This is a genomic window from Roseomonas sp. HF4, from assembly GCF_005222755.1.
In the GTDB taxonomy this organism is placed as follows: Bacteria; Pseudomonadota; Alphaproteobacteria; order Acetobacterales; family Acetobacteraceae; genus Neoroseomonas.
In genome coordinates, this window is record NZ_STGD01000007.1 from 29967 (window position 1) to 53933 (window position 23967).

The 23967-nt window shown below is 73.2% G+C and carries 25 protein-coding genes; 14 read left to right on the plus strand and 11 right to left on the minus strand.

Annotated elements, in window-relative coordinates; translation table 11 throughout:
- Positions 1 to 19 precede the first annotated feature (19 nt).
- Together E8M80_RS12225 and E8M80_RS12230 are read left to right on the plus strand one after the other, a co-directional pair.
- Positions 20 to 1120, plus strand: a complete 1101-nt coding sequence (locus E8M80_RS12225; protein ID WP_137125980.1) for a M20/M25/M40 family metallo-hydrolase — start codon at positions 20 to 22, stop codon at positions 1118 to 1120.
- Between the two features lie 63 nt (positions 1121 to 1183).
- Entirely contained in the window at positions 1184 to 1738 is a 555-nt protein-coding gene (locus tag E8M80_RS12230; protein ID WP_137125981.1) for an HPF/RaiA family ribosome-associated protein, read from the plus strand.
- A gap of 70 nt (positions 1739 to 1808) precedes the next feature.
- Here E8M80_RS12230 and E8M80_RS12235 read toward each other — a convergent pair whose 3' ends face one another.
- Both E8M80_RS12235 and E8M80_RS12240 read right to left on the minus strand, forming a co-directional pair.
- Positions 1809 to 2810: an asparaginase gene (locus E8M80_RS12235; protein WP_137125982.1), complete on the minus strand. Its 1002-nt coding sequence runs from the start codon at positions 2808 to 2810 to the stop codon at positions 1809 to 1811.
- Positions 2807 to 4072, minus strand: a complete 1266-nt coding sequence (locus E8M80_RS12240; protein WP_137125983.1) for a glycosyltransferase family 4 protein — start codon at positions 4070 to 4072, stop codon at positions 2807 to 2809. The genes E8M80_RS12235 and E8M80_RS12240 overlap by 4 nt, the downstream gene beginning before the upstream one ends.
- A gap of 125 nt (positions 4073 to 4197) precedes the next feature.
- On the opposite strand from E8M80_RS12240, the gene E8M80_RS12245 reads away from it, so the two are divergent.
- Together E8M80_RS12245 and E8M80_RS12250 are read left to right on the plus strand one after the other, a co-directional pair.
- Positions 4198 to 4932 (plus strand): SDR family NAD(P)-dependent oxidoreductase, encoded by a 735-nt coding sequence (locus E8M80_RS12245; protein WP_137125984.1) that lies wholly within the window; start codon positions 4198 to 4200, stop codon positions 4930 to 4932.
- 4 nt (positions 4933 to 4936) lie between these two features.
- Complete coding sequence (locus E8M80_RS12250; protein WP_137125985.1) at positions 4937 to 5644, plus strand: hypothetical protein; 708 nt, start codon at positions 4937 to 4939, stop codon at positions 5642 to 5644.
- Here the strand turns inward: E8M80_RS12250 and arfB are convergent.
- Positions 5641 to 6063 (minus strand): alternative ribosome rescue aminoacyl-tRNA hydrolase ArfB, encoded by a 423-nt coding sequence (gene arfB, locus E8M80_RS12255; RefSeq protein ID WP_137125986.1) that lies wholly within the window; start codon positions 6061 to 6063, stop codon positions 5641 to 5643. The genes E8M80_RS12250 and arfB overlap by 4 nt on opposite strands.
- A gap of 172 nt (positions 6064 to 6235) precedes the next feature.
- On the opposite strand from arfB, the gene E8M80_RS12260 reads away from it, so the two are divergent.
- Genes E8M80_RS12260 through E8M80_RS12275 form a run of 4 tightly spaced genes read left to right on the plus strand, consistent with a single transcriptional unit; the run spans position 6236 to position 9763 of the window.
- Positions 6236 to 6787 (plus strand): thiamine pyrophosphate-binding protein, encoded by a 552-nt coding sequence (locus tag E8M80_RS12260; RefSeq protein WP_137125987.1) that lies wholly within the window; start codon positions 6236 to 6238, stop codon positions 6785 to 6787.
- A gap of 4 nt (positions 6788 to 6791) precedes the next feature.
- On the plus strand, positions 6792 to 7394 hold the full coding sequence (locus E8M80_RS12265) for a thiamine pyrophosphate-dependent enzyme (RefSeq protein WP_137125988.1): 603 nt from the start codon (positions 6792 to 6794) through the stop codon (positions 7392 to 7394).
- A gap of 13 nt (positions 7395 to 7407) precedes the next feature.
- Positions 7408 to 8382 (plus strand): hydroxyacid dehydrogenase, encoded by a 975-nt coding sequence (locus E8M80_RS12270; protein WP_137125989.1) that lies wholly within the window; start codon positions 7408 to 7410, stop codon positions 8380 to 8382.
- A 10-nt stretch (positions 8383 to 8392) separates the two neighbouring features.
- The gene (locus E8M80_RS12275; protein ID WP_137125990.1) at positions 8393 to 9763 is read left to right on the plus strand and encodes an MmgE/PrpD family protein; all 1371 of its coding nucleotides are present in this window, start codon (positions 8393 to 8395) and stop codon (positions 9761 to 9763) included.
- 13 nt (positions 9764 to 9776) lie between these two features.
- Here E8M80_RS12275 and E8M80_RS12280 read toward each other — a convergent pair whose 3' ends face one another.
- Positions 9777 to 10571 (minus strand): hypothetical protein, encoded by a 795-nt coding sequence (locus E8M80_RS12280; RefSeq protein ID WP_137125991.1) that lies wholly within the window; start codon positions 10569 to 10571, stop codon positions 9777 to 9779.
- Entirely contained in the window at positions 10571 to 10996 is a 426-nt protein-coding gene (locus E8M80_RS12285) for an ABA4-like family protein (RefSeq protein ID WP_137125992.1), read from the minus strand. Before E8M80_RS12285 ends, E8M80_RS12280 begins: the two co-directional genes overlap by 1 nt.
- Before the next feature lie 83 nt (positions 10997 to 11079).
- On the opposite strand from E8M80_RS12285, the gene E8M80_RS12290 reads away from it, so the two are divergent.
- Positions 11080 to 11703, plus strand: coding sequence for a TetR/AcrR family transcriptional regulator (locus E8M80_RS12290; protein ID WP_170979365.1), 624 nt, complete (start codon positions 11080 to 11082; stop codon positions 11701 to 11703).
- An 18-nt stretch (positions 11704 to 11721) separates the two neighbouring features.
- Here the strand turns inward: E8M80_RS12290 and trxA are convergent, their stop codons facing one another.
- From trxA to E8M80_RS12305, 3 genes are all read right to left on the minus strand, one after another.
- Complete coding sequence (trxA, locus tag E8M80_RS12295) at positions 11722 to 12054, minus strand: thioredoxin TrxA (RefSeq protein WP_137125994.1); 333 nt, start codon at positions 12052 to 12054, stop codon at positions 11722 to 11724.
- Positions 12055 to 12131: 77 nt separating this feature from the next.
- A complete protein-coding gene (locus E8M80_RS12300; RefSeq protein ID WP_137125995.1) occupies positions 12132 to 15293 on the minus strand; it encodes an efflux RND transporter permease subunit in 3162 nt (1053 codons plus the stop codon).
- A gap of 4 nt (positions 15294 to 15297) precedes the next feature.
- Positions 15298 to 16479, minus strand: a complete 1182-nt coding sequence (locus E8M80_RS12305) for an efflux RND transporter periplasmic adaptor subunit (RefSeq protein ID WP_137125996.1) — start codon at positions 16477 to 16479, stop codon at positions 15298 to 15300.
- Positions 16480 to 16635: 156 nt separating this feature from the next.
- Between E8M80_RS12305 and E8M80_RS12310 the strand changes: the two genes are divergently transcribed.
- The 3 genes from E8M80_RS12310 to lpxK are packed head-to-tail and all read left to right on the plus strand — an operon-like array spanning position 16636 to position 19669.
- The gene (locus E8M80_RS12310) at positions 16636 to 17310 is read left to right on the plus strand and encodes a lysophospholipid acyltransferase family protein (protein ID WP_137125997.1); all 675 of its coding nucleotides are present in this window, start codon (positions 16636 to 16638) and stop codon (positions 17308 to 17310) included.
- A complete protein-coding gene (locus E8M80_RS12315; protein ID WP_137125998.1) occupies positions 17307 to 18680 on the plus strand; it encodes a 3-deoxy-D-manno-octulosonic acid transferase in 1374 nt (457 codons plus the stop codon). The genes E8M80_RS12310 and E8M80_RS12315 overlap by 4 nt, the downstream gene beginning before the upstream one ends.
- Positions 18680 to 19669: a tetraacyldisaccharide 4'-kinase gene (lpxK, locus tag E8M80_RS12320; RefSeq protein WP_137125999.1), complete on the plus strand. Its 990-nt coding sequence runs from the start codon at positions 18680 to 18682 to the stop codon at positions 19667 to 19669. Before E8M80_RS12315 ends, lpxK begins: the two co-directional genes overlap by 1 nt.
- Before the next feature lie 82 nt (positions 19670 to 19751).
- Here lpxK and E8M80_RS12325 read toward each other — a convergent pair whose 3' ends face one another.
- Positions 19752 to 21071, minus strand: coding sequence for an MATE family efflux transporter (locus tag E8M80_RS12325; protein ID WP_137126000.1), 1320 nt, complete (start codon positions 21069 to 21071; stop codon positions 19752 to 19754).
- Complete coding sequence (locus tag E8M80_RS12330) at positions 21064 to 21549, minus strand: helix-turn-helix domain-containing protein (RefSeq protein ID WP_137126001.1); 486 nt, start codon at positions 21547 to 21549, stop codon at positions 21064 to 21066. The genes E8M80_RS12325 and E8M80_RS12330 overlap by 8 nt, the downstream gene beginning before the upstream one ends.
- Before the next feature lie 178 nt (positions 21550 to 21727).
- Here E8M80_RS12330 and E8M80_RS12335 point away from each other — a divergent pair, with 178 nt between their 5' ends.
- Entirely contained in the window at positions 21728 to 22207 is a 480-nt protein-coding gene (locus E8M80_RS12335) for a GcrA family cell cycle regulator (protein ID WP_137126002.1), read from the plus strand.
- Between the two features lie 93 nt (positions 22208 to 22300).
- Here the strand turns inward: E8M80_RS12335 and E8M80_RS12340 are convergent, their stop codons facing one another.
- Complete coding sequence (locus E8M80_RS12340) at positions 22301 to 22963, minus strand: hypothetical protein (RefSeq protein ID WP_137126003.1); 663 nt, start codon at positions 22961 to 22963, stop codon at positions 22301 to 22303.
- 151 nt (positions 22964 to 23114) lie between these two features.
- Here E8M80_RS12340 and E8M80_RS12345 point away from each other — a divergent pair, with 151 nt between their 5' ends.
- Positions 23115 to 23966: a SirB1 family protein gene (locus tag E8M80_RS12345; RefSeq protein ID WP_137126004.1), complete on the plus strand. Its 852-nt coding sequence runs from the start codon at positions 23115 to 23117 to the stop codon at positions 23964 to 23966.
- Position 23967: the final 1 nt, after the last annotated feature.

A 23967-nucleotide genomic window follows, 5' to 3' on the forward strand; every position in this document is an offset into this window, starting at 1 on the left:
GGCAAGGGATGCTCGGCCCATGACCGATGATGCCGACGCCGTCCTCCGCCTGGCCGCCGATCTCGTGGCGATCGACAGCCGTTCCTCCGTCTCGAACGTCGCCGTGGCTGAACGGCTGGAGGCGGAACTGAAGGGGTTCGACGTCGCCCATGTCGACTACGCGGACGCGAACGGCGTGGCGAAGCGCGCGCTGGTGGCGCATCGCGGCCCGCCCGGTGGCTTCGCGCTGTCCGGCCACATGGACACGGTGCCCGAGACCGGCTGGACCGACCCGCCCTGGACGCCGCGGATCGCAGGCGGCGTGCTGCACGGCCTCGGGTCGGTGGACATGAAGGGGCCGGTCGCGGCCTGCGTCATCGCGGCGCGCGGCATGCCGGCGGAGGTGCCCGTGACGCTGCTGCTGACGGCGGACGAGGAGACGACGAAGCAGGGTGCCCGCGCCGTGGCCGCGTCCGAGGCCGCGCGGGCGCTCGGCCTGAGGGGCATCGTGGTGGCGGAGCCGACCGGCCTCGCGCCGGTGCGCGGCCATCGCAGCCACATCGAATACACTGCCGTCGCCTCGGGGGTGCAGGCGCATTCCTCGACCGGGCAGGGGGTGAACGCGAACTGGGCGCTGATCCCGTTCCTGGCCGAGATCAAGGCGGTGTTCGAGCGCCTGCGCAACGACCCCGCCCTGCACGACGCGGCCTACGACCCGCCCTTCTCGGACTTCAACCTCGTGCTCGACAACCACGGCACGGCGGTCAACGTGACGGTCGCCAGGGCCACGGCGCGGATCAAGTTCCGCCGCAGCCGGAACGTGGATTATTCCGGGATCGAGGCTGCGGTGCAGGCGGCCGCGGCGCGCGCCGGCGTCACGCTGACCGAGAAGCGCGAAGGCACGCCGCCCGAACTGCCGGCCGACCATCCGCTCGTGCGCCTGGCCGTGGCCGAGGCGGGCCAGGCCGCGCGCACCGCGCCCTACGGCACCGACGCCAGCGAATTGCAGGACCTGGCGCCCTGCGTCGTGCTCGGCCCCGGTTCGATCGCCACCGCGCATACGCCGCGCGAATGCGTGGCCGCGGCGGACCTCGCGGCGGCGGTGCCGCTGTTCCGGCGCCTCCTCGCCGCCGGGGCTTGACCTTCCGCAAGGACGCCGCCGCCGGTCTCGTCCAGCCTATGCGCCAAGGCACGGGAGAAGCACATGGCCGTTCCGGTCCGGATCACATTCAACGGCGTGGATTCCTCCGAGGCGATGGAGGCGCGCATTCGCGAGAAGGCCGAGAGGCTCGCCCGCTTCGCGGGATCCATCCTCGACTGCCACGTCACGGTGGAGGCGCCGCACCGGCATCATCACCAGGGCAAGCTTTACCGCGTGCTGGTCGAGATCGACGTGCCGCGCGGGCGCATCGTCGCCGGGGAGAACGGCTCGCAGGACCACGCGCACGAGGACCCCTACGTCGCGCTGCGCGACGCCTTCGCCGCCGCGACACGGCAGCTGGAGGATCATGTCCGCAAGCTGGACGGCGCCGTGAAGCACCATGAGCCCGTGCTGGCCCATGGCCGCGTCGCGCGCTTCATCGCCGGCGAGGATTACGGCTTCATCGAGACCGAGGCGGGCGAGGAAGTGTATTTCCACCGCAACGCCGTCGCGAAGCATGGCTTCGACCGGCTCAAGGTCGGCGATGCCGTGCATGTGGCCGTGACCGAGGGCGAGAAGGGCCCGCAGGCGAGCGCGGTGCATCCCGTCGGCGCGTAGCGCCGCGCCCCGTGCGCGGCGCGGGAATGTCGGGCCTGCGGCCCGCCGGGGGTCCGGCGGAGCAGAGGCGTCAGGCCGGCAGCGTGACCCGCACCTCGCCGACTGTGTGCCCATTGCTGTCCCGGATCGCGCCTTCCGCCGCGGCGGCCACCGCCTCCGCCGCGTCGAGCAGGCCGAGGCGGCCGAGCAGCGCCGCGAAGACGCCCATCTTCGCCCGCGCCGCGCCGTCGGCGAGCTTGACCGCGATCCCGAGCCCGCGCTCCGGCACGAAGCCCACGACATAGCCCTCGGCGCCGCCCTTCAGCAGTACGCGGCCCTGAGTCGCCCGTACGATCTGCCCGGTCGGGCTGCCGCGCCCGGAAAGATGGTCGGGATAGGCGCGGATCGCCGATTGCAGGCGGCGGATCGCGCTGCGCCGCTGGTCAGTCGCGACCTTCGCCGCGGCCCAGCGCGCCGCGGCCTGCGCCATGCGCGCCATCGGCAGCGCGAGCGCGGGCAGGCCGCAGCCGTCCACGCCCCGCGGCAGCCGGGCGGCATCCTCGCCCAGCAGTTCCGAGAAGGCCTCGAGATAGAGGCGCTGCGCCGGATGCGCCGGGTCGTCGTAGCCCGCGACCGGCGCGCCGATGTGCTTCGCCAGCGTGAGGAAGCCGCAATGCTTGCCCGAGCAGTTGTGGAAGACGCGGGACCGATCGCCGCCCGCGCGGATCACGCCGATCTGGTCGGCCTGCGCGCGCGGCAGGTCCGGGCCGCAGACCAGCGCGGATTCGGCGAGCCCGAGCCGCTCCAGCCAGCCGCGCACCAGCGCGACCTGGAAATCCTCCGCGCTGTGGGAGGCGCAGGCCAGCGCGAGATGCTCCTCGGTCAGGCCGGCCGCGTCCGCCGCGCCGCTTTCCACCAGCGGGATCGCCTGGAACGGCTTGAGGGAGGAGCGCGGGAAGGTGACGAAGGACGGGTCGCCCCAGGAGAGCAGGATGCGCCCTTCCGCATCCGCGACCACCGCGACGCCGTGGTGCAGGCTTTCCAGGATTCCGCCGCGGCGGGTCTCGGCCATCGGGACGAAGGTGGAGTTCACGGCATGTCCTCGGATTCGGGAATGGCGTCGGTGCCGGGCCTGCCCTCCAGCACGGCGTCGAACAGCGCGACCTGCTTCGGGAGGCAGATGCCGTGCAGGTCGAATCGTTCGAGCATCGTGCGCCGCGCTGCCTTGCGCAGCGGCATGTGGCGGTCGGGGTTTGCCAGCGCGTCGACCACCGCATCGGCCAGGCGCGCATGGTCGAAGAAGGGCAGCAGGATGCCGTTCTCCCCGTCGCGCACCACCTCGGCCAGCGGCGCGGTGTCGGAGCCGATGATCGGCGCCTCGCAGCCCATGGCCTCCACCAGCGACCAGGACAGGACGAAGGGGTAGGTGTAGTAGATGTGCGCCCGCGTGATGCGGAACAGCGCGACCAGCCCTTCATGCGGGATGCGCCCGGTGAAGTGGACGCGCGCCATGTCGAGCTTCGCGCCGACCTCCTCGAGCATCAGGGCCTTCCAGGACCGGCCGTCGGCGGGCATGCGCCCGTAGCCGCGCTCCTCGCCGCCCACGATCACCGCATGCGCCTGCGGGCGACGCGCCAGGATCTCGGGCAGTGCGCGCATGAAGACGTCGAAGCCGCGATAGGGCTCGAGGTTGCGGGAGACGAAGGTCAGGATCTCGTCGCCCCTGGTCACCGTGTGCCCGTCCGGCAGCTTGACCGTCCCCGGGCCGTCCGGCGTCGCGAAGGCGGCATCCACGCCCTCGTGCACCACCGAGGTCCGCGCCCGGATGCCGGCGGGGTAGCGGCTGCGCTGCCAGAGCGTGGGGGAGACGCCCCAGTCGGTCGCCTCCAGCGAGGCGAGCTGCGTCATGTTGAGCGTGCGCACCCGCGCGGCCTCGTCGAGCGTGACCTCCTGCGCCGGGTCGAAGCCGATGTCGCCCTCCGCCGGGCGGTAGAAGTACTCGCAGTACTGCAGCTGCTTCGCATCGGGGAAGACGTCGCGGAGGTAGAGCGCCTCCCCCCAGCCTGGGTGGCAGCAGATGATGTCGGGCACGAACCCCTTCTGCTTCAGCGTGATGAGAGCGCGCGCGACGGCCTGCCCGCGCCGCACGGCGGCCTCGACCGGGCGGAGGTAGCGGTGCGTCTTTTCGCCCGCGCCCTCCGGCGTCGGATAGCGGAGGTGCTGCGGGCCGGGCGGGACGGCGTTCGGACGTTCGCCCAGGCCGATCACGCGGGCCCCCTTCCGCTGCGCGATCGCGGGGGCGAGGTGCCGGTACTGGCCCGGGAAGTTCTGGTGGATGAACAGCGCCTGGACCACGCGAGCCCTTCCTCCTGACGTGCCTCGCTTGATGCCGCCAATCGCCGCGTGCGGCAACGGGGCGTCTGGCGGCGCGCGGCCGCTGGGGTCAGGATGACAGCGACTCAGGACATGGGATGGCGGCGATGGCGTTCGATTTTTCGGGAAGGCGCGTGCTGGTCGCAGGCGGCAGCCGCGGCATCGGCCGGGCCATCGCGCTCGGCTTCGCGCAGGCTGGGGCGGCGGTCTCGGCCTGCGCGCGCGGCGCCGAGGGCCTGGCGGCGCTGCGGGCCGACGGCGTCGCGCATGTGCAGGCGGCGGACCTCGCCGATGCCGGCCAGGTCGCTGGCTGGGTCGAGGCCGCGGCCGCCGCGCTCGGCGGCATCGACGTGCTGGTGAACAACGCCTCCGGCTTCGGCATGGGCGACACGGAGGAAGGCTGGCAGCGCGGCCTCGACGTCGACGTCATGGCCACGGTGCGGGCGAGCCGCGCCGCGCTGCCGCATCTGCGCGCGGCGAAGGGCTGCATCGTGAACACGACATCGATCTCGGGCCTCGGGCCCTCGGTGCGCACGCCGGCCTATGCGGCGGTGAAGGCGCTGGTGATCAACTACACGGCGTCCCAGGCGGCGGCGCTCGCGAAGGACGGGGTGCGGGTGAACGCCATCGCGCCCGGCTCGATCGAATTCCCCGGCGGCACCTGGGAGAAGCGGCGGAAGGAGGACCCGGCATTGTACGGCCGCATCCTGACCGGCATCCCCTTCGGCCGGCTCGGCACGCCGGAGGAGGTGGCGGATGTGGCGCTGTTCCTCGCCTCCCCCTTCGCGCGCTGGGTGACGGGGCAGACCATCGTGGTCGATGGCGGTCAGATGCTGGGCTAGCCATATGGCGGATGCATCGCTGTTCGAGGCCTGGTCGCCGGTCACGCAGGATTTCGGCCTCGTGCGCGGCGACCACGCGGAGGTGGCCGACGCCTACGCGGCCATGTTCGCGGGCGAGCCACCCTTGCGACGGCGCAACCTGGCCGGCGGCCTCGCCGAGGCGTTCGAAGCGCTGGCGCCGCTGACCCACGCGAAGTCCCGTCGGCTGTTCCTGGCCACGCCTTGCGGCTGGACGGCGTTCTTCCAGAACGGCACGCAGGGGTCGGACCCTTTCCTGATCATGTTGAGACTCGCCCAACGCCTGGGCACGATCGCGATGCGCGTGTGCTGCACGCCCACCGGCGCCCGGTGGCCCGGCGTGATCTGGGAAGTCTACGCACCGCCGCAGCTGGGCGGGGATGCTTACGGCTACCGGCGCAGCATTGCCGCGTCGAATGACGGCGGGCGCTGGGTCTTCTCGGAGTCGGGCGAGAGGTTCGCCTTCGAGCGCCCCGAATGCTACGCACTGGCTCGGAAGCGGGATCGTTTCACGCGACCCATGTTGTTGGATTACCTGCGCGCGTTCGGCATTCCGGAGTTGGACGACGACCTCTTCCTCGTCTCGCCGGCGACACCCGCGATCCTGTTCCACGATGCCACACGCGACCGGCGACTGCCCGAATATTCGCTGGAGGAGGTGAAGCGTGGCCTGCCCTGGCAGCGCGGCGCCTAGTCTTCGGAATGACGTCCGCGCAGCCGCTTGGTCGCACCGCGGCGTGTCTTCTCGTCCACGCGGCGGGCCCTGGCGGCCCGTGACGGCTTGGTCTCGCGCCGCGGCGGCGGCGGCGGCGTCGCGGCCTCCCGGATCAGGTCGAGCAGGCGCTCCAGCGCATCCTCACGGTTGCGTTCGCGCGTCCGGTGGCGCTGCGCGGTGATGACCAGCACGCCGTCCTTCGTCATGCGCCGGCCGGCCAGCGTCGCGAGCCGCACCTTGACGGCCTCGGGCAGGTTGGGCGACGCCATGGCCGCGAAGCGCAGTTGGACCGCGGTCTCGAGCTTGTTGACGTTCTGGCCGCCGGGGCCCGAGGCGCGCAGGAAATCCTCCTGCAGCTCCGCCTCGTCGAGGCTGATGCGGCCCGTCACGCGGATCATGGCGCGCCGCGCGCCGCGCCCGGCCTCCGCTGCCCCGGCCCGTCGACCGGCCGCCTCATGCCGCCGATGCCCTGCGCGGTGACCATGGCAGCCATGATGCCGCGCGCCCGGGCCACCTTGCCAGCCTGCCGCCCCGGCCTAGGATGCAGGCCAGAAATTTCCGAGAAAACGCATGCAAGACGACGCGATCGACAAGGCTCCTGATGCGGCCGCCACTTGGCCCGACCAGATCTACGACCTGCTGAAGAAGCACGAGATCCGCCAGGTCTGCCTGGTGCCCGATGCCGGCCATTCCCGCCTGATCAAGCGCTGCCTCGCCGACAACGACATCAAGGTCACGACCCTGACGACCGAGGAGGAGGGCATCGCCCTGCTCCAGGGCGCCTGGCTCGGCGGCGACAAGGGCGTGCTGCTGATGCAGTCCTCCGGCGTCGGCAACTGCATCAACATGCTCTCGCTGTCGCATATCCACCGCTGCCCGATGCCGATGCTGGTGACCATGCGCGGCGACTTCGGGGAGTTCAACCCGGCGCAGATCCCGATGGGCAACGCGACGCAGGCGGTGCTGGAGGCGATGGGCACGTTGGTCAAGCGCGCCGACACGCCGGAGGACATCGCGCCTACGGTGGACGCCACCATCCGCATGGCCTTCAACACCTTCCGCCCGACCGCGACGCTGATCGGCCAGCGCGTCATCGGCGCCAAGACCTTCGGCAAGGACTGAGACGATGCTCGCAGCATCCGGAAAGCTCGACCGTCGCGAACTCACCCGCGCGCTGCTGGCCGACCGCGGGGAGATGGCGGTGATCGCCGGTCTCGGCGCGCCGGCCTGGGACATCACGGCGGTGGGCGACCATCCGCTGAACCTGCCGCTCTGGGGCGGCATGGGGGGCGCGGCCATGATCGGCCTCGGCCTCGCGCTGGCGCAGCCGGATCGCAAGGTTCTCGTGCTGACCGGGGACGGGGAGATGCTGATGGGCATCGGCGCGCTCGCCACCATCGCGGTCAAGGCGCCGCGGAACCTCTCGGTCGTGGTGCAGGACAACGAGCATTACGGCGAGACCGGGATGCAGGAAACCGCGACGAAGCACGGTGTCGACCTCGTGACCATGGCGAAGGGCGCCGGCTTCGCGCACACCATGTTCGTCACGAAGGCGGAGGAGGTGCCGGCGCTGCGCGCGGCGATCCATGCCGGCCGCGGCCCGTTCTTCGCCGTCGTCAAGATCGACGAGGGCAGCAAGAAGCTGGTGCTGCCGCCGCGCGACGGCTCCATCATCCAGAACCGCATGCGGGAAGCCATCCTCGGCCCCGCGGCGCATCACCAGCTTTAGCGGGGGACGCGCCATGCCGCATGTCGTCTGCCTCCGCCCGCTGCATCCGGATGCCATGGCGCGGCTGCGCGCCGAGCCCGGCTACACCGTCACCATGCTCGACCCCGTGACGCCGGAGACGCTGGCCGCGCCGATGCAGACGGCCGATGCCATCATCGTCCGCGCGACGCGCATCGACCGGGGCTTCCTGGCGAATGCGCCGATGCTGTCGATCTGCGCGCGGCACGGCGTCGGCTACGATGCGGTGGACGTCGATGCGTTGACGGAACGCGGCATCCCGCTGACCGTGACGCCGGACGCGAACGCCGTCTCGGTCGCCGAGCACGCGCTGATGCTGATGCTGACCACGGCCCGGCGCACGCTCGACTACGACCGCAACACCAAGGCGCTCGACTGGGGGCCGAAGCCCGCGCTGCGCACCTTCGACCTGGCCGGCCAGACCGTGTTGGTGATGGGCTTCGGGCGGATCGGCGGGCGCGTGGCGCGGCTCTGCGCCGCCTTCGGGATGGAGGTTCTGGTCCACGACCCCTACATCCCGCAGAACACCATCAAGGGCGCGGGGTTCCGGCCGGTGAAGGTGCTGCACGAAGGGCTCGCGGAGGCGGACATCGTTACCACGCACTGCCCGTCCAACGCCGAGACGCGCGGCATGGTCAACGCGACCTTCCTCGCGGCGATGAAGCCGGGTGCCACCTACGTCAACACCGCGCGCGGCACGCTGGTGGACGAGGCGGCGCTGACCAATGCGCTGAAGTCGGGCCATCTGGGTGCCGTCGGGCTCGACGTGTTCTGGGAAGAACCGGTCACGACGAAGCTGCCCTTCCTCGAGTTTCCGAACGTCGTCGTCTCGCCGCATTCGGCGGCGGCGACGGAACAATCCACGCGGCGCATGGGCCTGTCCTGCGCCGAGAGCATCTTCGCCCACTTCCAGGGCCGGCTCGACCCCGACGTCGTCATCAACAAGGAGGTGCTCCGCGGCAACGCGTGAGCAGCGCGCCATGACGAACCCGCTTCTCGTCCTTGCCGACCATGCCGCCACCTGGCGGTCCCGCGACCTGCCGTCGGATGTCGCGCACCATGCGCGCCGCGCGCTGGTGGACTGGTTCGCAGCCCTTCTCGCCGGCGCCTGGCGTCCGCCGGCCACGCTGATGTCGGCGGGCCTCGAGGACGAGACGCGCGGCGGCGGTGGCGCGGTCTGCTACGTCTCGGGCCGCCGGGTGCCGGTGCGCCATGCGGCGCTGCTGAACGGCACGGCGTCCCACACCGTCGAGTTCGACGACATCTACCGCTACGCCGTCTATCACCCGGGCTGCCCCACCATCGCGGCCGCGCTGGCGGCGGCGCAGGCCAACGGCGCGGACATGGACGGGCTGCTGCGCGCGCTGGCGGCGGGCTACGAGGTGTCCTGCCGGATCGGCCTCGCGGTGCAGCCCTCGCACTACGATTTCTGGCACACCACCGGCACGGTCGGCACGTTCGGCGCGGCGGCCTCGGTCGCGGTGCTGCTCGGCTGCGACGCGGAGCGCACCGCCCATGCCATCGCCACGGCGGCGACCATGGCGTCCGGCCTGCAGCAGGCCTTCCGGGGCGAAGGCATGTCGAAGCCGCTGCACCCGGGCCACGCCGCGGAAGCGGGCGCTCTGGCGGCGATGGCGGCGGCGAAGGGCATGACCGGCGCGCTCGACGTGCTGCACGGCCCGGCCGGCTTCGCGGCCGCGACCAGCGAGGACACCGGCAAGTGGGAGAAGTCGCTGGCGCGGATCGGCCAGCCCTTCGCCATCACCGACATGACCTTCAAGAACCATGGCTGCTGCGGGCATATCTTCGCGGCGCTGGATGCCGTGCGGGACCTGCACCTCGAGCACGGCTTCGCGGCCGAGGATGTCGTGTCCGTCGCCGTCGGCGGCTACAAGGCGACCAAGGAGGTCTGCGACCGCCCGGACGCGCGGACCGAACAGGATTGCCGCTTCTCGACGCAGTTCACGGTGGCGACGATGCTGCTGCATGGCGGCGTGCGGCTCGCGGCCTTCGAGCCCGCCCGCCTGGCCGACCCGGCGATCCGCGCGATCATGCCGAGGGTGACGGTGGCGCTCGACCCCGAATGCGCCGCGGCCTTCCCGTCCAAGCGGTCCGCCAAGGTCGAGATCCGGCTGAAGGACGGACGTGTGCTCAACCGCCACCAGCACACGCGCAAGGGCGACCCCGACGCGCCGCTGTCGGACCAGGACCTGTCCGACAAGTTCCTGGAACTGACCTCGGACGCCGTCGGCGCCGGCCAGGCGAAGGCGCTGCTCGCGCACCTGTGGGAGGGCACCGCGCTGCCCGGCATCGTGCCGCTGGTGGTCAACCGGGCGTACGCGGCGGAATAGCCGCGCCGCGCCGTCAGGCGAAGGGCAGCCCGGCCCTCGCCTGCACGAAGGCGGCCAGGGTCAGGCCCGCCCAGAGCGCGGCGCCCGCCAGGATCCAGGCGCGCGGCCGCGGCAGCGCCGCCGCGGCCCAGCCGGCCAGAGGGATCGCCTGCATGGCGTGCACGCCGATGAAATGCGCCACGCGCAGGTCGCCGCCGGCGCGCGACCAGAAGAACGGCGCGATCCCCCCGGCATCGGTGGCGGCGCCGTCGACATAGGGTCCGTCCGCGCCCGAGATGGCCGCGCCCGTCAGCCCGCCCAGGACCCCGCCCAGCAGGAAGCCCAGCGCGACGGCGAACCGCCACGCGCCGGGCAAGGCCGGATTGCCGCGCAGCGCGACCAGCACCCCGAACCAGGCGGCCAGGGCGCAGCCGATGACGGCCACGGCGCCCATCAGCGGGTAGATCGCGCCCCCCAGCGGCGTGCGCGCGAAATGGGACGGCACGCCGAGCGCGGCGGACAGCGCGATCCAGCAGATCTCGAGCACCATGAATGCGATCGTGCCCGCGACGATGATCCGCGCCGCGCGCCCCCGGCGTGCCTCGGGTGCGAGCGCCGGCCAGAACCAGGCGAGCGTCCAGGCCCAGAGCGCGAGCGACGCCGCGAACTTTGCCGGCTTCAACCAGACCGACACGCCGCGGATCTCCCGCCCGTCGAGGCCCATGGCCAGCAGGCAGGCGGCCAGCACGACAAGCATGCCGAGCCCGGCGCGCGCAAGGCCGCGCTGGCGGCCCTCGATCGCGCCGTAGGCCCGCCGGATCGCACCCATCAGGGGACCCCCTGGCGCCGCGGCAGGGCGCGCAGGCCGAGGAAGACGAGCAGCCCCGCCGGCCCCGCGAGGAAGGTCAGCGGCAGTGCCGGATAGAGCCGCCACGGCGACAGGCCCTCGGCCGTTGCCCGGCGGCACATCCAGGCCCCGAGGAACAGGTCGAAGGCGAGGTAGTGCACCCAGCCCGCCAGCAGCAGCCCATCCCGCGCGAACAGGGCGCGCACGCCGGCGAGCGTCGAGAAGCCGCCCTCGGCGCCCGGCGCATGCATGGCCAGCAGCACGACATAGAGCAGCGACAGCAGCGCCGGGATGCCGACGCCCGCCAGATGCCAATGTGCCCAGCGCCGGCGCGGGAACAGCAGCAGCGCGAGCCATCCCGCCGTGGCGAGGCTGCTGGCGGCGGTGAAGATGGCCTCGGGATGCATGGCGCGCCCTTGATCTGACCATTGGCAAGATGTCGATCAGACTGACCATTGTCAAGTTTGGGCCAAAGGGTCAGGCTGTGGTGATGCCCGTCGCCCGCAAGCCCGAAGGCCGCCACCATCACGGGGCGCTCCGCCGCGCCCTGCTCGACGCCGTGGCCGAGATCCTGCGCGAGTCCGGCCCGCATGGCATGACGTTGCGCGCCGCCGCGCGCCGCGCCGGCGTCTCCCATTCCGCCGCCACGCCGCATTTCCAGGACCTGGCCGGGCTGCTCACCGCCTTCGTCGCCGAGGGCAACGAAAGGCTGGCCGCGACCATGCGCCGGCATGTCGAGGCCGATCCCGGCCATCCGCTGCTGGCGTGCGGGCGCGGCTACATCGCCTTCGCCGCGGCCAACCCAGCCCATTTCCGCATGATGTTCGGCACCGCGCCGAAGGATGACGGCGACCCCGCGCTGCAGGCGGCGCGCCAGGCGGCCTTCGCGCCGCTGCGGGAGGCGATGGCCGCCCTCCATCCCAGCGTGCCCGAGGCGGCCCTGCGCGACCGTCTCGGCCTCGCCTGGGCGGCGGTGCACGGCTTCGCCGCGCTCAGGGCGGAGGGGGCGGGGGCGAAGCTCTGGCCGGAGCCCGATGCGCTCGCCGCCGCGGAGGGGATGCTGCGCCTGGTGGTCGCGGCCTGCGCCGCGCCGCCGTCCGGCCCGGGCGCGTGAGGCGCGCCCGGCCGGGGTTCACTCCCCGATCGCGCCCGAGATCCAGGCCTTCAGCGCGCCCTTCGGCATGGCGCCGACCTTGGTCTCGACCGGCTTGCCGTCCTTGAAGAGGATCAGCGTCGGGATGCCGCGCACGGCGTATTCGTTGGGCGTCATCGGGTTGTCGTCGATGTTCACCTTGGCGACCGTGAGCTTGCCGGCGAACTCGCCAGCGAGTTCATCGAGGATCGGCGCGACCATCTTGCAGGGGCCGCACCACTCCGCCCAGAAATCCACCAGCACCGGTCCCGGCGCCTCCAGGACATCCTGCTTGAAGGTGTCGTCGGAGACGGGCTTGGTCATGTCACCCATAGGGGGGTCTCCATAGGGAAGGGGGGGGCGGAAGGCCCCCCTGGTTGTAGCAGAGATCGTGCAGCGCCCGCGCCGGGTCAAGCGTGCGGCGCAGCACCGCCCTCGGCCGGCGCGGCGCCACGGCCGAACAGCCTCGCCTTCAGCCTCTCGCGCAGCGTCTGGAACACGACGTAGAGCATCGGGATCATGAATATCCCGATCGAGGACGCGGCGATCATGCCCCAGAACACGGGCGTGCCGACCGCGCGGCGGCTGATCTCGGACGCACCCTCGGCCACCACCAGCGGAAAGAGGCCGAGGATGAAGGCGAAGGAGGTCATCATGACCGCGCGGAAGCGCAGCTTCGCGCCGAGCGTCGCGGCCTCGGCTATGGACTTGCCGTGGTGTTCCCGCTGCTCCTTGGCGAATTCGATGATCAGGATGCCGTTCTTGGCCGCGAGCGCGATCAGCACGACGATGCCGACCTGGGCGTAGAGGTCGAGCGCGAGGCCCGCCGGCCCGATCGAGACGATGGCCCCCAGCACGCCCACCGACACCGAGAGCAGCACCGGCACCGGGATCGTCCAGGATTCATAGAGCCCGACCAGGAACAGGAAGGCGAACAGCACGGCGAGCGCCAGGATCGTGCCGGTCTGGCCCGCCGCCGCCTTCTCCTGGAACGCCGTGCCGGTCCATTCGAAGGAATAGCCGGCCGGCAGCGTGGCCGCCGCGACCCGCTCCATCGCCGCGAGCCCGTCGCCGGACGACCGGCCCGGGGCGGGCTCCCCGTTGATCGTCAGGCTGCGGACGTTGTTGTAGCGGATGATGGATTGCGGCCCGAACTCGATCCGCGCGTCGGCCAGTGCCCGCAGCGGCACCATCTCCCCGTCGCGGTTACGCACATGCACGCGGTAGATGTCGGGGATGCCGGCGCGGTCGGCCTGCTCGGCCTGCAGGCTCACCTTCCAGGTGCGGCCGAACAGGTTGAAGTCGTTGACGTAGGCTCCGCCCATCGCGGTCGAGAGAGCCTGGAAGATGTCGTTGAGCGACACGCCCAGAACCTGCGCGCGGTCGCGGTCGATCTCGAGGAACACCGACGGCGTCGAGGCCGCGAAGGTCGAGAAGACGCGCGTCAGCGCCGGGTCCTGGTTGGCGGCCAGCACCAGGGCGCGCATGACGCCCGCCATCTCGGGGATCGGCCGCCCTTCCAGGTTCTGCAGCTGGAACTCGAAGCCGCCCGCGGTGCCGAGGCCCTGGATCGGCGGCAGGTTGAAGGGGATGACGCGGGCCGGGACGTCGTTGGTGCGCGCGATGGTCTGCGCGATCAGGGAATTGACGTCGAGGCCGGGCGCGGAGCGTTCCGCGAAGGGCTTCAGCGTCGCGATGATGATGGCCGAGTTCGACTGCGCGAGGCCCGAGAGCAGCGAATAGCCGCTGATCACCATCACGTCCTCGACGCCCGCGATCCCGCGGATCGTGGCGCCGACCTGCTCGGCGATCTCGCGCGTGCGGTTCAGCGAGGCGCCGTCGGGCAACGCCACCTCCCCGAAGAAGGCGCCCTGATCCTCCTGCGGCAGGAAGCCCGTCGGCGTGCGGGACCCCGCGCCGATGATGCCCGCGGCGAAAAGCGCAAGCAGCGCGATCGAGACCACCGCGACGCGCACCAGCCGCGCCACCCCCGCCGCATAGCCGTCCCGCACGAAGTCGATCCCGCGCGAGATCCGCCCCATGATCCCCTTGCGCGGCCCGTGATGCGCCGACAGCAGCACCGAGCACAGCGCGGGCGACAGCGTCAGCGCATTGATCGCCGAGAAGAACATCCCCACCGAGACGACCACCGCGAACTGGCGGAACAGCTCGCCCGAAATGCCAGGAATGAAGGCCAGCGGCACGAAGACCGAGAGCAGCACCAGCGTGATGGCGATGATCGGGGCCGTGATCCCCTCCATCGCCGCCTTGGTCGCATCCGCGACCGACAGCGAATGGTCCTCCTCCATCTTCGCCTCCACCGCCTCGACCACCACGATGGCGTCGTCGACCACGATGCCGATGGCGAGCACCATTGCGAGCAGGGAGACGGTGTTGGCCGAATAGCCCATCGCGTTCATCACGACGAAGGTCGCGATCAGGCTGACGGGCACGGCGATCAGCGGAATGAGCGTCGCGCGGAGCGAGCCGAGGAACAGGAAGACCACCAGCACGACCAGCACGAACGCCTCGATCAGCGTGTGGATCACCACCTCGATGGTCAGGTTGACGAAGGTCGTGGTGTCGTAGGTGACGGCGTATTCCATGCCCTCGGGGAAGCGCGCGGCGAGCCCGGCCATGGTGCGCGACACCGCCTCGGCCGTGCCCACCGCGTTCGCCCCGGGCGCCAGGTAGATCTGGATGCCGACGGCAGGCTGGCCGTTCAGCGTCATCGCCTGGTCCTGGTTCCAGGCGCCAAGCTCGATGCGCGCCACGTCGCGCACGCGCAGCACGCTGCCGTCGGGGTTCGCGCGCACCAGGATGTTGCCGAACTCCTCGACATCCGCGAGCCGGCCGGTGGTGCGGATGTTGAGCTGGTAGGAGGTGTCGTCCGACGCCGGCTGCGCGCCGACGCGCCCGAGCGGCGCCACCTGGTTCTGCGCGCGGATGGCGTTCACGATGTCGGCCGGCGTGAGGCTCAGCGCGGTCAGGCGGTCTGTCTCGAACCAGATGCGCATGGCATAGTCGCGCGCGCCGAACATGGCCACGTCGCCCACGCCGGGCACGCGCTTGAGCACGTCCAGGATGTTGATCGTCGCGTAGTTCGACAGGAACAGCGTGTCCTGCGCCCCGCTTGTCGACCGCAGCGTGATCACCTGCAGCATGGCCGAGGATTTCTTGCGGACGGTCAGCCCCTGGCGCTGCACCTCCTCGGGCAGCTGGGCCAGGGCCAGCTGCACGCGGTTGTTCACGTTCGTCGTGTTCTGGTCGGGGTTGGTGCCGACGCGGAAGGAGATGGTGAGGTTGTACGACCCGTCGTTGCCGCTGGTGGAGCGCATGTAGATCATGTCGTCCACCCCGTTGACTTGGCTCTCGATCGGCTGGGCGATCGTCGCCTCGACCACCTCGGCCGAGGCGCCGGGGAAGAACGCGGTGACCGAGACCTGCGGTGGCACGATGTCCGGGAACTGCGCGACCGGGATCTGCCGCAGCGACACCAGCCCCGCGATGGTCATGACGATCGCGATGACGACCGCGAGCCGCGGCCGGTCGACAAAGACCTTGCTGATCATGGGCTCAGCCGCCGCGTGCGGGGCTGGCCGGCGCGGCGCCGGCGGGCGACGCCTGCTGCGGGCGCGGCGTGACCGGCTGGCCGGGGCGCGCGCGCTGCGACCCCTCGGTGATGACGAGCGCCCCGACCTCGAGCCCCTCGGTGACGACGACCCCGCCCGCCGGGCCCGGCGCGCTGCGGATGCGCTTCACCTCGACCTTGTTCTCGGCGCCGACGACCAGCACGAATGGCCCCTGCTGGTCGATCTGGATCGCCGATTGCGGAATGACGATCGCCTGCTGGGGCTCCGCCTCGCGCACGACCACGGTCACCGCCTGGCCGTCGATGAGCAGCCGGTTCGGGTTCGGCATCACCGCCTGGACCATGACGGAATCGGTCGATCGGTTGGCCGTGACGTCGAGGAACTCCAGCCGCCCGACCTGTTCGAGCATCGTCCCGTCCGGCAGGCGGACCAGCACCTGCACACGGTCGCCGCCGGCGCCGCCGGCGCGGCGCACCCGCAGCAGTTCGCGCTGCGTCACGGGAAAGGAAACGCGGATCGGGTCGTCGCGCACGACCGTCACGAGCACGCCCGTGTCCGGCCCCACCACGTTGCCCGGGCTGAGCGGGGAGCGGCCCGCGCGCCCGTCGAACACGGCGCGGATCTCGGTGTAGCCGTACTGGATGCGCGCCTGCTCGAGCTGCGCCTGCGCCGCGCCCAGCTCCCCCTTGGCCTGGCCCTCCGCGGCGATGCGCTCGTCGAGCGTGCTCTGCGGGATGTTGTTCGTGCGGACCAGCTCGCGCCCGCGCTCGACCTGCAGCGTCGCGTTGCGCAGTTCGGCCTCGGCGCGTTCCACCTGCGCCTGGCGCAGCGCGACCTCGGCGGCGAAGGGCGCCTGCTCGATGGTGAAGAGCGGGTCGCCCGCCTTCACCTGGTCGCCCTCGTTGAAGTGGCGGGCCTGGAGGAAGCCGGTGATGCGCGCGCGCACCTCGACCTTGTCGATCGCCTCGACTCGGCCGATGAACTCGGCGCCCTGCGCGATCGGCTGGCGTTCCACGCGCGCGACGAAGACCGCCGGCGGCGCGGCGGATTGCTCGGGCGGGCGCGGCGCCTCGTCGCAGGCCGCGAGCAGCGCCATCGCCGCCGCGCAGGCCATCGCCGGGGTCCGCAGGCCCGCCCGCGCCGAACCGTTCTTCCACCACGCCATGCCGCCGGAACCTCGTGCTGCCTCGACTTCCGACCACACTAAGCGGAAGCCCGGCGCTTCGCCACGCCCCCGCGGGGGCGGCCGGGGCGCCCGGCTTCGCCCGCGGGCGCGGCCATGCTACGGCGCGATGGTGCCCGTCCTGTCCTGCCGCCCCGCATGGCGAAACGCCTGATCCGCCATCCCGCCGTGCAGGGGCTGCTGGCGCGCGCCATCGCGCTGTATCTCCGCCTGGTGTGGGCCACCACGCGCTGGACCCTGGTGGGGGAGGAGCATGCGCGGGCCTTCGGCGACCGGCCCATGATCCTGGCCTTCTGGCACGAACGCCTGCCGCTCGCGGCGCTCGGCTGGCGCCTGCTGGCGCGCCGCGTGGCGCAGCCGGGCGGGCGGCGTGCGCAGGTGCTGATCTCGCGCCACCGGGACGGGCGGCTGATCGCGACCGCGGTCCGGCCGTTCGGCATCGACGTGGTGCATGCCTCCTCCTCGCGCGGGGGGGCGGCTGGGCTCCGGGGGCTCGCGCGCATTCTGGCCGATGGCGGCGTCGCGGTGATCACGCCGGACGGGCCGCGCGGGCCGACCCGGGTCGCGGCGCCGGGGGTCGCGCAGCTTGCCGCGCTGACCGGCGTGCCGGTGCTGCCCTGCGCCGTCGCCTCGTCCCGCATGCGGCTCGCGCGGTCGTGGGACCGGATGCGCTTCCCGCTGCCCTTCGGCCGCGGCGTCGCCGTCATGGCGGCGCCCATCGCCGTGCCGCGGGACGGTGCCGAGGCCGCGCTGCCCGCGATCGCGGCGGCGCTGACGGCCGCCTGCGCGCAGGCGGATGCGCTGGCGGCATGAGCCTCGCCGCGCCCCTCTGGCGCTGGACCGCCGCCCTGCTGGCGCCGGTGTTGCGCCTGCACCTCCGCCGCCGCGCCGCGCGCGGCAAGGAGATCCCGGAGCGCATCCCGGAACGCTTCGGCCACGGCGCCGCGCGCCCGCCCGGTCGCCTCCTGTGGCTTCATGCGGCCAGCGTCGGCGAAACGCTGTCGATCCTGCCGCTGCTCGGACCGCTGGCGGCGCGGGACCCGGGGCTCTCTGTCCTGGTGACCACGGGCACCGTGACCTCGGCCACGCTGCTGGCGCGGCGCATCCCGCCCGGGCTCGCGGGGCGGGTCCTGCACCGCTTCGTGCCGCTCGACGTGCCGCGCTGGGTGGCACGCTTCCTCGATGGCTGGCGGCCGGACGCGGCGGTCTTCGTCGAATCCGAGCTCTGGCCCAACCTGATCGCCGCCGCGGCCCGGCGCGGCGTCCCGCTCTGCCTCGTCAATGCGCGGATGTCGGTGCGCTCTGCCCGCTGGTGGGCGCGCGCGCCGGGCTTCGCGCGGGGCGTGCTGGCGCGCTTCCGCCTGGTCCTGGCGCAGAGCGAGGCCGATGCCGCGCGCCTGCGTGCGCTCGGCGCCGCGGCGACCTGCCCGGGCAACCTGAAATACGCCGCGCCGCCATTGCCGGCCGACGGCGCGGATCTCGCGCGGCTCCGCGCGCTGACCGCCGGCCGCCCCATCTGGCTCGCCGCCAGCACCCATCCGGGGGAGGAGGCGGTGGCGATCGCCGCCCACCGCCGCCTGGCCGCCCTGCATCCCGGCCTTCTGACGGTGATCGTCCCGCGCCATCCGGACCGCGGGCCGGAGGTCGCGGCGCTGGCCGGCGACCTGCCTGTCGCCCGCCGCGCCGAGGGCAGGGAGCCAGACCCGGACGTCGCCCTCTACGTGGCCGACACGCTGGGCGAACTCGGCCTGTTCTACCGCGTTGCGGCAGTTGCCTTCATCGGCGGCTCGCTGGTGCCGCATGGCGGGCAGAACCCGCTGGAGCCCGCCCGCCTCGGATGCCCGGTGCTGGCCGGCCCGCACACGTGGAATTTCGCTGAGATCGTGGCGCGGCTTGAGGCCGCCGGCGGGCTTACGCGGGTGGTCCCGGGGGAGGACCCGGCCGGGGCGCTGGCCGAGGCGGTTTCCGCCATGCTAACGAGTCCCGGTCGGGGGCAGGGTCAGGCCGGGGCCGCCCTCCGCGTTGCGGCCGACGAGGCCGGGTTGCCGGACCGGGTCGCGGAGGCGATCCTGGCCCTGTTGCCCGCCCCGCCGGCGGATGCCGTCGGGGCTGGCGGTTGCGTGGCGGCGGCACCGGAAACGTCCGGGCCGCCCGTGTCGAGGAAGGTGGACGGGTCGGACTGATGCGCGCTCCCGAGTTCTGGAGCGGCGGCGGCGGGGGGCTTGCGCCCATCCTGCTCTCGCCCGTCTCCGCCCTCTATGCCGCCGCGACGGCGCGGCGGATGTCGCGCGCCGGCTGGCAGGCGCCGGTGCCCGTGATCTGCTGCGGCAATGCGACCGCGGGCGGCGCCGGCAAGACGACGCTCGCGCTCGACATCGGCCGCCGGCTGGGCAACCGGGGGATCGGCGCGCATTTCCTGCTGCGCGGCTACGGCGGGCGGCTCAAGGGGCCGGTGCGCGTGGATCCGGCCAAGCACGACAGCACCGCGGTCGGCGACGAGGCGCTGCTGCTGGCGGCCGAGCGCCCCACCTGGGTGGCGGCCGACCGCGCCGCCGGCGCCAAGGCCGCGATCGCCGCTGGCGCGCAGGCCATCGTGATGGATGACGGGCTGCAGAACCCGACGCTCGAGAAGGACCTCTCGCTGCTGGTCATCGACGGCAACTACGGCTTCGGCAATGGCCGCGTGATCCCGGCCGGACCGCTGCGGGAGCCGGTGGCCAAGGCCGCCGAGCGCTGCCGCGCCGCCGTGCTGATCGGGGAGGACGAGACCGGCGCGCTGGCGCAGCTGCCGCCCGGCCTGCCGGTGCTGCGCGCCAGCCTGAAGCCGGGGCCGGAGGCCGAACTGCTGGCCGGCCAGCCGGTCTTCGCCTTCTGCGGCATCGCCAACCCCCGCAAGTTCTTCGCGACCCTGCAGGAAGCCGGCGCGTTCCTGGCCGGCCGCCAGGCCTATGCCGACCACTACCCCTTCGACGAAGGCGACATGCGCGACCTGCTGGCGGAGGCGGAGAGCCTGCGCGCCACGCCGGTCACGACACGCAAGGACTTCGTCCGCATCCCGCCGGCCTTCCGCAACCGCGTCACGGTGGTGACGATCCGACTGGAATGGGAGGAGCCGGCGGCGATCGAGGGGCTGATCGATCCGTTGGCCGCACGGGTGCCGATGCCGGCGTGAGGCGCCGCCCTCCCGGACCCGCCCGTCTGGGACCGCAGGGCCTTTCGGCCCTCGGCGGGGAGATCCGGAGGGTCGGCGCCCCTCAACGCCCTGGCCACACCCCGGGCCTGACCGCCGCCGCGCAGATCGCCCCATAGGCCGTGACGCCTAGCGCCACCGCCACGAACTGCCCCGCCAGCCCGAACCCCGCCACATCCGCCAGCAGCCAGCCGCCGCCCACCGCCAGCCCGATCCGCGCCAGCCCCGCCGCCACCGGCCAGGCCATGCGCCCCGCGCCCATCGCCGCGAAATAGAGCGCCATGCCGACGCCGAAGCCCGGCAGTGCCCAGCCGATGATGGCCAGTGCCTCGGCCGCCACGGCCTGCACGGCCGGGTCCGCCGTGAAGGCGGCGGCGGTCGCGGCCGGGAACAGCGCGACCGGCACGCCGACCGCGGCCGAGACGGCGAAGGCGAGCCCCGCCCCGGTCCAGGCGATGCGCCGCGCTTCCGCCCAGTCGCGCTGCCCGACCGCCCGGCCGACCAGCGCCGTCAGCGCCGAGCCGACGCCGAAGGCGAGCGGGATCATCAGGAATTCCATGCGCGCCGAGATGCCGTAGCCCGCCACCGCCGCCGCGCCATGCGCCGCGACGCGCGCCGTGACCAGGATGGTCGCGAGGTTCGCGATCGTCGCCATGGCGCAGGCGACCAGCCCGACCGAGAGGATGCGCCGGAACAGCGGCCAGCGCAGGTCCGCCCGAAGGTGCGGCGTGAAGCCCGCGCCGCCCCGCATGACCACCGCCGCCATCGCCGCCGCCGCGCCCCACATGGCGATGGCGAAGGCAAGGCCTGCGCCCGCCAGCCCCATGCCGAGGGGTTCCATCAGCAGCCAGGCGAGCGGCGGGTAGGCGATCCAGCCGCCCACCACCCCGCGCGCCGCCAGCGCATGCCGCCCGCCGCCCCGCAGGATCGAGGCCAGGGTGTTCGCGAGCCAGGCCGGCAGCGCGCCGGCGCCGAACATCCAGGCGGAATAGGCGGCCGCCGCGCCCGCCGCGCCCTCGCCGCCGATCAGGCCGAGCACCTGGTGCGGAAACACCGCGAGCGGCACGGCGAACAGCAAAGCCCCGGCGCAGGCGATGACCAGCGCATGGGTGGCGAGGTCGGCCGCCTCGTCCCGATTGCCGGCGCCGAGCGCGCGGGCGATGGCCGAGACCACGCCGCCGCCCATCGCACCTGCCGACATCTGGCTCAGCAGGAGGGCGAAGGGCAGCACCACCGCCCAGCCGGCCAGCGCGAGCGTGCCCTGCCGGGCGGCAAGCCATGGCTCGATCAGCTGCGCCGCCACCTGCGTCCCGGCGAGCAGCGTGGTCGGCGCGGCGAGTGCGAGGATGCGGCCGAGGCGCGATGGCGGGGCGGGCTCAGCCATGCCCGGCCTCGGCGCCGAAGCGGCGGCGGATGGCGCCGTTGGCGCCGGGTCCGGGGAGGATGCGGACATCCTCGGGCCCGATCGGCGTGCCGTCCGCGCGGCACGGCACGGGGGCCTGGACCGGCGCGCCGGTCGCGGCGTCGAGCATCACGGTGGGCGGGCCTTCCGGCCCCGAGAAGTGGCGCGCGCCCCAGTCACGGATCGCGAGGTAGAGCGGGAAGGCGTCGCGCCCGCGCGCGGTCAGCCGGTAGGCGTGGCGGCCGCCCTCCGGCACGCGGTCCAGCAGGCCGTGGCGGACCAGGGCGCCGAGGCGGGCGGAGAGGATGTTGGGCGCGATGCCGAGGTTGCGCGCGAAGGCGTCGAAGCGGGTGGTGCCGGCGAAGGCCTCGCGCAGGATGAGGATGGCCCAGCGTTCCCCCAGCACGGCCATGGCGCGCGCCACCGGGCAGCGCATGCGGGCGAAGTCGGTCGGGCGCATGGCGCGGGCTCCCCGGCGGTTCCCGGTATCGGAGGCGAAAAGCTTTCAAATTGCAAGCCAGTGCCCGGCACAGGGATTGTCCACAGGAATTTGCCGGCCGGTGCATCGCAGAACTTGTGTCCCGCCCGGGGTCTGCCCTACCGTATCTTGTGTCGGGGGACACCGGGGGATCCAACAGATGGACTGGACGGCCGAAGCGATCGAGCGCCTGAAGGCGCTCTGGACGGAAGGGCACTCCACGGCCGAGATCGGCCGGCGGATGGGCATCTCGAAGAATGCGGTGGTCGGCAAGGCGCACAGGCTGAACCTGTCGGCGCGGCCGAGCCCTATCCGGCGCGACGCGACGCCGCGCCCCGCGCCGGCGGCACGCCCGGCGCGCCCCGCGCTGGTGCCGATGCAGCGCCTGGTTTCCGCGCCGCCGCCGCGGCCGGCGGCGGCGCCTGCCCCGGCACCCGTGGCCGTGGCGCCGGTGGTGCGCAGCTTCCCCGCCGCGCGGCCGCGCATGGGCGCGCGGAGCTGCTGCTGGCCGCTCGGCGAGCCGGGAACGCCGGGCTTCCATTTCTGCGGCGCCGATCCGATGGCCGGCAAGCCGTACTGCACGGAACATGCGGCGCTCGCCTACGTGAAGCCGCGCGACCGGCGCGAGGACGCCGCCTGACCCTGCGGCGGCTCGGCGCGCGCGCATCGCCATGAGGAAACCGCCCGGATGGCGCCATCCGGGAGGTTTTCGCGTTCGCGGGGCGTGGGCTCGTCAGCGGCGGCGCGGGGCCGCCGGGGCCTCGATCGTCGCGGCCGCCTTCTGCGCGTCGAGCCGCGCCAGATCCTCGGCGAGGTAGCGGCGCAGCGTCTCGGCGCTGTCGATCGTCGCCTGCGGGGCGCGCTCGGCGCGCGCGATCGCGGGGGCGGCGGCGCGCCGCATCTGGTCGGCGCGGTCGGCGAACCACGCGTCGCGCGCCGTGGCCGAGGCGAAGGCCGCCGGCGGCAGGTGGACCGTCGTGTCGTTGTAGCGGCGGGTCGAGCCGGTGCGCAGCACGGTCGCGATCTGCGCCATGGCGGTCGGGCCGGTCGGCTGCGGGTGGTGGATGCCCTCGGCGAAGTCGCGCACCGGCCGGAGCAGGGCGGTCGTCTCCATCCGGCCGGCGGCAGAGCACCGCGCCTCGACGATGTCATTGCTGCGCGCCAGTGGGACCGTCGCAGGGGTCGTGACCGTGCCGATGCGGGCTTGGGTGGCGGCATTGGTCAGCACGCAGGCTGCCCCGGCCGGCTCGGAGGCGAGGGTGATGCCGCCGGGATAGGCCGGCGGCCGCGCCTCCCCCGCCAGTGCCGCGGAGTCGGATGCCGCGCTGCCGCAGCCGGCCAGGGCGAGCAGGCCCAGGGCGGCGGCGGCGGTAAGGGCGTGGGCGATGCGGCGCATGCGGTCCTCCGTGGTCGGTGGTGCCGGCGGAGCCGCCGCCCACATGGCAGTGTTGCCGAAGTGCAAGCACGCCGGAAGCCGGAAAGCCCGCGACGCCCGCGGCCCGCCAAGCCGCCTTGATGCCGCGCGCCGCCGCCGCGAGACTGCGCGCATGCCCCTGCCCCCCGAGGACGAGGCCCGCGCCGCGATCGACGCCGCGGGCCAATTGCCGGATGCCGAGATCGACCTGGCCGGCACCGCCCTGCAATTCGCGCGCGTCGATGCGCCCGGCGCCGACTGGCGCGCGGCGGCGGCCACGCTGACCGACCTGGCCCGGGCGGCGGTCGCGGCGGCGGCGGCCGCCCCCGCCGCTGATGACGGCGACCTCGAGGCGCGGCGCGGCGTACTCGCCGCCGTGATCCACGACCGCTTCGGCTTCGCCGGCGACGCCGAGACCTATGACGACCTCGCCAATGCCAACCTGATCCATGTACTGAACCGCCGGCGCGGGTTGCCGGTCGCGCTCGGCCTGCTCTGGCTGCATGCCGCCGAGGCGGCGGGCTGGGGTGCGCACGGCGTGGATTTCCCGGGGCACTTCCTGCTGGCCCTGGAAGGGGGGCGGGAGCAGATGGTGCTGGACGTCTTCGCCGGCGGGCAGCGGCTGGAGGCGCCGGCGCTGCGCGGCCTGCTGAAGCGGATGGAGGGGGACGCGGCGGAGCTTCGCCCCGGCCTCCTGCGGCCGATGGGCAAGCGGGAGGTGCTGCTTCGGCTGCAGAACAACATCAAGCTGCGCCGACTGAAGGCGGGCGCGTTGCCGGCCGCGCTGGCCTGCACCGAGGACATGCTGCGCCTGGCGCCCGATGCCGCCGCCCTGTGGCGGGAGGCCGGGCTGATGAACCAGCGGCTGGAGCGCATCGGCGCCGCGCTGTCCTGCTTCGACCGCTTCCTGGTCCTGGCGCCCGAGGGCGAGGCGGCGGCGCGCATCCGCGCGCTGGCGGCGGAGTTGCGCCAGCGCCTGAACTGAC

What these genes read in the sequence shown, in the direction of transcription:
- lpxK (WP_137125999.1), top strand. Translation starts at nt 18,680, where the DNA reads ATGCGCGCTCCCGAGTTCTGGAGCGGCGGCGGCGGGGGGCTTGCGCCC.
- E8M80_RS12340 (WP_137126003.1), bottom strand. Translation starts at nt 22,963, where the DNA reads ATGCGCCGCATCGCCCACGCCCTTACCGCCGCCGCCGCCCTGGGCCTG.
- E8M80_RS12305 (WP_137125996.1), bottom strand. Translation starts at nt 16,479, where the DNA reads ATGGCGTGGTGGAAGAACGGTTCGGCGCGGGCGGGCCTGCGGACCCCG.
- E8M80_RS12345 (WP_137126004.1), top strand. Translation starts at nt 23,115, where the DNA reads ATGCCCCTGCCCCCCGAGGACGAGGCCCGCGCCGCGATCGACGCCGCG.
- E8M80_RS12290 (WP_170979365.1), top strand. Translation starts at nt 11,080, where the DNA reads ATGCCCGTCGCCCGCAAGCCCGAAGGCCGCCACCATCACGGGGCGCTC.
- arfB (WP_137125986.1), bottom strand. Translation starts at nt 6,063, where the DNA reads ATGATCCGCGTGACGGGCCGCATCAGCCTCGACGAGGCGGAGCTGCAG.
- E8M80_RS12260 (WP_137125987.1), top strand. Translation starts at nt 6,236, where the DNA reads ATGCAAGACGACGCGATCGACAAGGCTCCTGATGCGGCCGCCACTTGG.
- E8M80_RS12270 (WP_137125989.1), top strand. Translation starts at nt 7,408, where the DNA reads ATGCCGCATGTCGTCTGCCTCCGCCCGCTGCATCCGGATGCCATGGCG.
- trxA (WP_137125994.1), bottom strand. Translation starts at nt 12,054, where the DNA reads ATGGGTGACATGACCAAGCCCGTCTCCGACGACACCTTCAAGCAGGAT.
- E8M80_RS12250 (WP_137125985.1), top strand. Translation starts at nt 4,937, where the DNA reads ATGGCGGATGCATCGCTGTTCGAGGCCTGGTCGCCGGTCACGCAGGAT.
- E8M80_RS12280 (WP_137125991.1), bottom strand. Translation starts at nt 10,571, where the DNA reads ATGGGTGCGATCCGGCGGGCCTACGGCGCGATCGAGGGCCGCCAGCGC.
- E8M80_RS12310 (WP_137125997.1), top strand. Translation starts at nt 16,636, where the DNA reads ATGGCGAAACGCCTGATCCGCCATCCCGCCGTGCAGGGGCTGCTGGCG.
- E8M80_RS12275 (WP_137125990.1), top strand. Translation starts at nt 8,393, where the DNA reads ATGACGAACCCGCTTCTCGTCCTTGCCGACCATGCCGCCACCTGGCGG.
- E8M80_RS12225 (WP_137125980.1), top strand. Translation starts at nt 20, where the DNA reads ATGACCGATGATGCCGACGCCGTCCTCCGCCTGGCCGCCGATCTCGTG.
- E8M80_RS12285 (WP_137125992.1), bottom strand. Translation starts at nt 10,996, where the DNA reads ATGCATCCCGAGGCCATCTTCACCGCCGCCAGCAGCCTCGCCACGGCG.
- E8M80_RS12300 (WP_137125995.1), bottom strand. Translation starts at nt 15,293, where the DNA reads ATGATCAGCAAGGTCTTTGTCGACCGGCCGCGGCTCGCGGTCGTCATC.
- E8M80_RS12330 (WP_137126001.1), bottom strand. Translation starts at nt 21,549, where the DNA reads ATGCGCCCGACCGACTTCGCCCGCATGCGCTGCCCGGTGGCGCGCGCC.
- E8M80_RS12315 (WP_137125998.1), top strand. Translation starts at nt 17,307, where the DNA reads ATGAGCCTCGCCGCGCCCCTCTGGCGCTGGACCGCCGCCCTGCTGGCG.
- E8M80_RS12335 (WP_137126002.1), top strand. Translation starts at nt 21,728, where the DNA reads ATGGACTGGACGGCCGAAGCGATCGAGCGCCTGAAGGCGCTCTGGACG.
- E8M80_RS12325 (WP_137126000.1), bottom strand. Translation starts at nt 21,071, where the DNA reads ATGGCTGAGCCCGCCCCGCCATCGCGCCTCGGCCGCATCCTCGCACTC.
- E8M80_RS12245 (WP_137125984.1), top strand. Translation starts at nt 4,198, where the DNA reads ATGGCGTTCGATTTTTCGGGAAGGCGCGTGCTGGTCGCAGGCGGCAGC.
- E8M80_RS12230 (WP_137125981.1), top strand. Translation starts at nt 1,184, where the DNA reads ATGGCCGTTCCGGTCCGGATCACATTCAACGGCGTGGATTCCTCCGAG.
- E8M80_RS12265 (WP_137125988.1), top strand. Translation starts at nt 6,792, where the DNA reads ATGCTCGCAGCATCCGGAAAGCTCGACCGTCGCGAACTCACCCGCGCG.